General features: G+C 72.6%; 5 protein-coding genes. 3 read left to right on the top strand and 2 right to left on the bottom strand.

The annotated features are described in order from the left end of the window. Positions 1-283: 283 nt before the first annotated feature. Entirely contained in the window at positions 284-1,123 is an 840-nt protein-coding gene (locus tag VR45_RS30670) for a histidine kinase (RefSeq protein WP_052709497.1), read from the top strand. A gap of 131 nt (positions 1,124-1,254) precedes the next feature. Beyond that, positions 1,255-1,911: a response regulator transcription factor gene (locus VR45_RS30665; protein ID WP_045943132.1), complete on the top strand. Its 657-nt coding sequence runs from the start codon at positions 1,255-1,257 to the stop codon at positions 1,909-1,911. A gap of 201 nt (positions 1,912-2,112) precedes the next feature. Here VR45_RS30665 and VR45_RS30660 read toward each other — a convergent pair whose 3' ends face one another. After that, on the bottom strand, positions 2,113-2,382 hold the full coding sequence (locus tag VR45_RS30660; RefSeq protein WP_045943131.1) for a DUF6059 family protein: 270 nt from the start codon (positions 2,380-2,382) through the stop codon (positions 2,113-2,115). Between the two features lie 201 nt (positions 2,383-2,583). After that, positions 2,584-3,591: a medium chain dehydrogenase/reductase family protein gene (locus VR45_RS30655; RefSeq protein WP_234326324.1), complete on the bottom strand. Its 1,008-nt coding sequence runs from the start codon at positions 3,589-3,591 to the stop codon at positions 2,584-2,586. 184 nt (positions 3,592-3,775) lie between these two features. Here VR45_RS30655 and VR45_RS30650 point away from each other — a divergent pair, with 184 nt between their 5' ends. Continuing rightward, positions 3,776-4,405: a TetR/AcrR family transcriptional regulator gene (locus tag VR45_RS30650; RefSeq protein ID WP_045943129.1), complete on the top strand. Its 630-nt coding sequence runs from the start codon at positions 3,776-3,778 to the stop codon at positions 4,403-4,405. The last annotated feature ends 199 nt before the right edge of the window (positions 4,406-4,604 follow it).

Below are 4,604 nucleotides of genomic sequence, written 5' to 3'. Positions count from 1 at the left end.
CCCCTCCCCCACCCGGCCCTCCCACCCTTGCGCCCTGCGCAACCACGCCCCTAAGGTCTTGTCCCGGGTGGATTGGGATCACGGCATGGAAACGAACGACGGACCGATACTCAGAGGTCCGCCGTGCCTGTTTTCGGACATGCCCGAGGAATTCCATTTCCCCGCGCCAGGAACGCCCGTGCACAGTGGGTAAGACGCGAGCGACGGGGGGATCTCAGGAACCATGCTGGACCAGATACTCAAATCCTCCGGCAGGGCCGACCGAAGACCGACAAACCTGGCCATGAGCGGCGTCGGAGCGCTCGCTACGCGCGGTGAACGGAACACCTCCGACCGGATCGGTCGGCTGGTGAACACCCTGCTCGGGCTGGTCACCGGCCTCGGCGCAGCCGGCCTGCCACCGGCGCAGCCACGCCCCCGACCGGCCGGAACGCCGGTCGACGAAGCGGAGTCCGGCTGTCCGGCCGCCGCCGCCCGACTCGACGAACGCCGCCGTGTCCGCAGGGAGTTGCACGACTCACTGGCGCCCAGGCTGGCCGCTCTGCACATGCGCATGGAACTCGCCGGTATCGACCTGACCGGCGACGCCGACCAGGCCCCGGCCCTGCTGGCCCAGGCCCGGGAGGATGTCAGCACCGCGATCGCGGATGTCCGACAGGTGATCCGGGACCTCGACACCTCCGAGCCCCGGACCGTCGCCGCCGCCGGCACACTGCGCCAGTTCCTGCACCGGCAGGCCCGCGCCTTCGAGGAGGCCGGGGCCGGCCGGCTCCGGGTCGTCACCGAGCTCCCGGCCGTGCTGGACGATTTTCCGACACGTGTCCAAAAAGAATTGAAGAACATCTCCGGCGAGGCTGTCGCGAATGTCGTCCGGCATGCCGGGGCATCGTTCTGCCGGATCTCCGCGTCGATCGGCCCGGAGGGCCTCGTCCTTTCCATCGAGGACGATGGGATCGGCATTTCCGGCGACGCGGTCGGCGGAATCGGACTTCCTTCGATGTGCCTGCGCACCAGAGAACTCGGCGGCTTTTTCTCGATCGGGACCAGGGCCCCGCACGGCACCGTGGTCCGGGTCCGGCTGCCCCACTCGGCGCTCGTCGACGGCACCCACCGGCTCGACTGACCGCCCTCGTCCTCTCTCCCCCGCCACCGGCGGCCACGGACTCCGTGCCCGACCGACCCGTGCCGTTTCCCTGTGTCCCCGTGCGCCCACCGAGTTGACCGTGTTCCCTCACCCTCCCCTTAGGAGCCCCCATGGATCCGGCCGTACCTCGAAACCTCCGCATCCTGGTCGTCGACGACCATGAGCTGTTCCGGGCGGGTTTGCGCCAACTCCTCGACCGGATCGACTCACTGACGGTGGTGGGCGAGGCCTCCAGCGGGGCCGACGTGCTCTCCGCGGTGGAGCGGCTCGCGCCGGACGTCGTACTGATGGACATCAGCATGCCCGGCACCGACGGCATCGAGGCGACCCGGACCCTGCTCGCCCGCCACCCCCGGGTGGCGGTGGTGATGCTGACGGCCGACGACAACGACGACTCCATCGTCTCGGCGGTCCGCGCGGGCGCGCGGGGCTACCTGGTCAAGGGCGCGGGCCTGGACGACGTCCGCCGGGCGATCACCGCGGTCAGCCAGGGCGGGGCGCTGTTCGGCCCGGAGGCCGCCGCCCACCTGCTGGCCCAGGTGCGCCGGCCGGCTCCGGAGCGCGAGCCGTTCCCCGACCTGACCCCCCGGGAGATGGCGGTCCTGACCATGCTGGCCGACGGCCGCAACAACGCGCACATCGCCAATGAGTTCGGGCTCTCCATGAAGACCGTGCGCAACTACCTCTCCCGGATCTTCAGCAAGCTCCAGGTGGCCGACCGCGCCGAGGCCGCCGTCCGGGCCCGGCGGGCCGGGCTCGGCAGCTAGGGCCCGGCGCCGGTCACTCCCGGCCCGGGCCGATCCGGGCCGGGCCGGGCCGGCCGATTCGTTTTGGGCCGATCCGCTCCGATCCGGCCGATCCGCTCCGGGCCGATCCGGGCCGATCCGGGCCGATCCAGGCAGCCGTTCGCTCCCGGGTCCGAGCCGGTCGAGGGAACGGGCGCCCGGGGCCGGGCCGCGGGGGCCCGGTCAGCGCTCCAGCAGCTGCGCCCAGAGTTCCTCCTCGCGCCGGCTCAGCGGCTCGGCCGGCGCCGAGGTCCGTTCCGGGTGCCACTCCGGCACCCCCACCGGAGGCAGCACGTCCTCCGGCTTCCGCGCCCCCGGCAGGGCGGAGGGCGAGGTCATCGCCCCCATCGCCAGACCGAGCCAGATCAGCCCGTCCGCCAGGTAGCGGCCGCCCCGCCGCATCCAGCGGCGCAGCAGCAGACGGCGGTGGGCACGGCGCAGGGCGGTTCGCATCGGGGAGCCTCCGACGGGACGGCAACGGGGGGAAGCGGTGCTACCGCCATCCTGCGGACCGGCCGTCCCACCGTCATGGGTCGGGAATCCCCAACACGCTGGGAACCTTTCCTGCCCTGTCCCCGGCCGCCGCCCCCCTGACCGGGGACAGGAGTACGGCGGCCCGGGCGCGCCCCGTGCCCTGGAGGCGCGCCCCTTCGGTCAGGCCGCGGCCGGGACGAGCACGATCTTCCCGGTGATCGCGGCGGTCTCCATCGCCCGGTGCGCGTCCGCCGCCTCCTCCAGCGGCATGGTGCGGCCCACCCGCGGCTTGACCAGGCCCTTCTGCAGCAGCTCCAGCACGGTCGCGAGGTCCTGCTGGTACGCGGCCGGGTGGGACTTCTCCAGACTCCAGGCGTTGTAGAACAGCGTCCGCTTGCCGTCCGGGAGCAGCTTCGGCAGCACGATGCCGCCCAGGAAACCCTGGGCGCCGGTCAGCAGGTCCCGCTGGTTGCCGCGCAGCGCGGCGTTCTGGCCGAAGCCGACCATCACGCCGCCGCGCCGCACCGCCTGGTACGAGCGGAGGAAGTGCGGGCCGCCGATCGGGTCGAACACCGCGTCCACCGCGCCGCCCGGCAGGCCGCGCACCACCCGGCGGAAGTCCTCGGCGTCCCGGTCGATCGGGCGGCCGCCGAGCGCCCGCACCTGGTCGGCCCGGGCGGCGGAGCAGGTGCCGTAGACGGTGACCCCGGCGAGCGCGGCCAGCTCCAGGAAGGCGGTGCCGACGCCGCCGGACGCCCCGTGCACCAGGACGGTGCTGCCCTGCCGGACCTCGGCCACCCGGTGCAGCATCTGCTGGGCGATGAAGTAGTTCAGCGCGAGCGCCGAAGCCTCCACCGGGTCGACGCCCTCGGGCAGCGGGACCAGCCGGTTGGCGGCCACCAGCGCGTACTCCGCGTAGCCGCCGCTGCGCACCAACGCGACCACCCGGGTGCCCGGTTCGGGGGCCCTGGTGCCCGGTCCGACCTGGTCCACCACCCCCACCAGGTCGTATCCGGGGGTGAAGGGCCGCTTGGGCCCGCCGGGGATCACGCCGGCACGGAGCAGAATGTCACCGTAGGAGACGCCGGCGGCGAGCACCCGGACCCGGACCTGGCCGACGGCCGGTGCCGGGAGTTCGTCGCTGGACAGCCTCAGGACCTCGGCTCCGCCGAGCCTCGGCACACTCACATGGCGGTACCTCATCGTGGCCTCCGCAGTATGGGGGATGTCGTGATGGGAGTGGCGCCGGTCCTCTGCGGGGGGCGGGCACGGGAGGCGGACACCGCCGCACCGTTCCCTGCCCCCGTATTTTTATATAGACTGAGTGTACAATGAATGTGATAGCACCCGCCTCAGGAGACGTCAACAGCCCATGAGCCCACGCCAGTACCGAGCCGGCCAACGCCAGGTAGCCGCCGAACAGACCCGCACCCGCATTCTGGAGGCGGCCTGCGAGCTGCTCACCGGGGAGAAGGGCCCGGCCTCGTTCAGCATGGACGCCGTCGCCAAGACCGCCGGAGTGGCGCGGATGACCGTCTACTACCAGTTCGACTCGAAGACCGGCCTGCTGGAGGCACTCTTCGACGATCTGGCCCAGCGCGGCGGAATGGCCAGGATGCCCGCGGCATTCATGGCCCCCAGCGGCCGCGAGGCGCTCACCGCGCTGCTCGACGTGCTGAACGGCTTCTACGCCTCCGGCCGGGTCGCCCTGCGCCGGCTGCGCGGCCTGGGAATCCTCGACCCGGAGCTCGACACCGCGCTGCAGAGCCGCAGCGAGCGGCGGCGCGGCGGCCTCCAGGTGGTCCTCAACCGGCTGCTCGCCGACCGGGGCGCCGAGGTCGACGAGGCCGGGCTCGACGAACTGGTGGAGATGCTGTTCATGCTGACCAGCTTCGAGACCTTCGACCTGCTGGCCGGCCCCGGCGGCGAGAGCGATCCGGTCGCCCGCCGCGTCGAGGAGCTGATTCTCGCCGTTCTCGACCGCCGTCTGACGGCGGCCTGACAGCCGGGCGGCTCCCTCGCCCATGACTCAGGGGTCCGTCGAGCGGACCCCCTTCACCTGCGTCACTCCCGCACCATGCGCGTCCGCCCCCCGGACCGCACCGCACCACCCCGCCGCCGGCCGGCGACCCCCCTCCGGTCGCCGTACGACGGTAGGCGGCGCGGCGGCCTTCCTCCCCAGGACCTGTCTCTTATACACA

The sequence above is a fragment of the Streptomyces sp. NRRL S-495 genome (genome assembly GCF_000966955.1).
GTDB classification, from domain to species: domain Bacteria; phylum Actinomycetota; class Actinomycetes; order Streptomycetales; family Streptomycetaceae; genus Kitasatospora; species Kitasatospora purpeofusca.
Note: the sequence above shows the minus strand (reverse complement) of the source record. Positions and strands in the feature narration are given on the sequence as shown.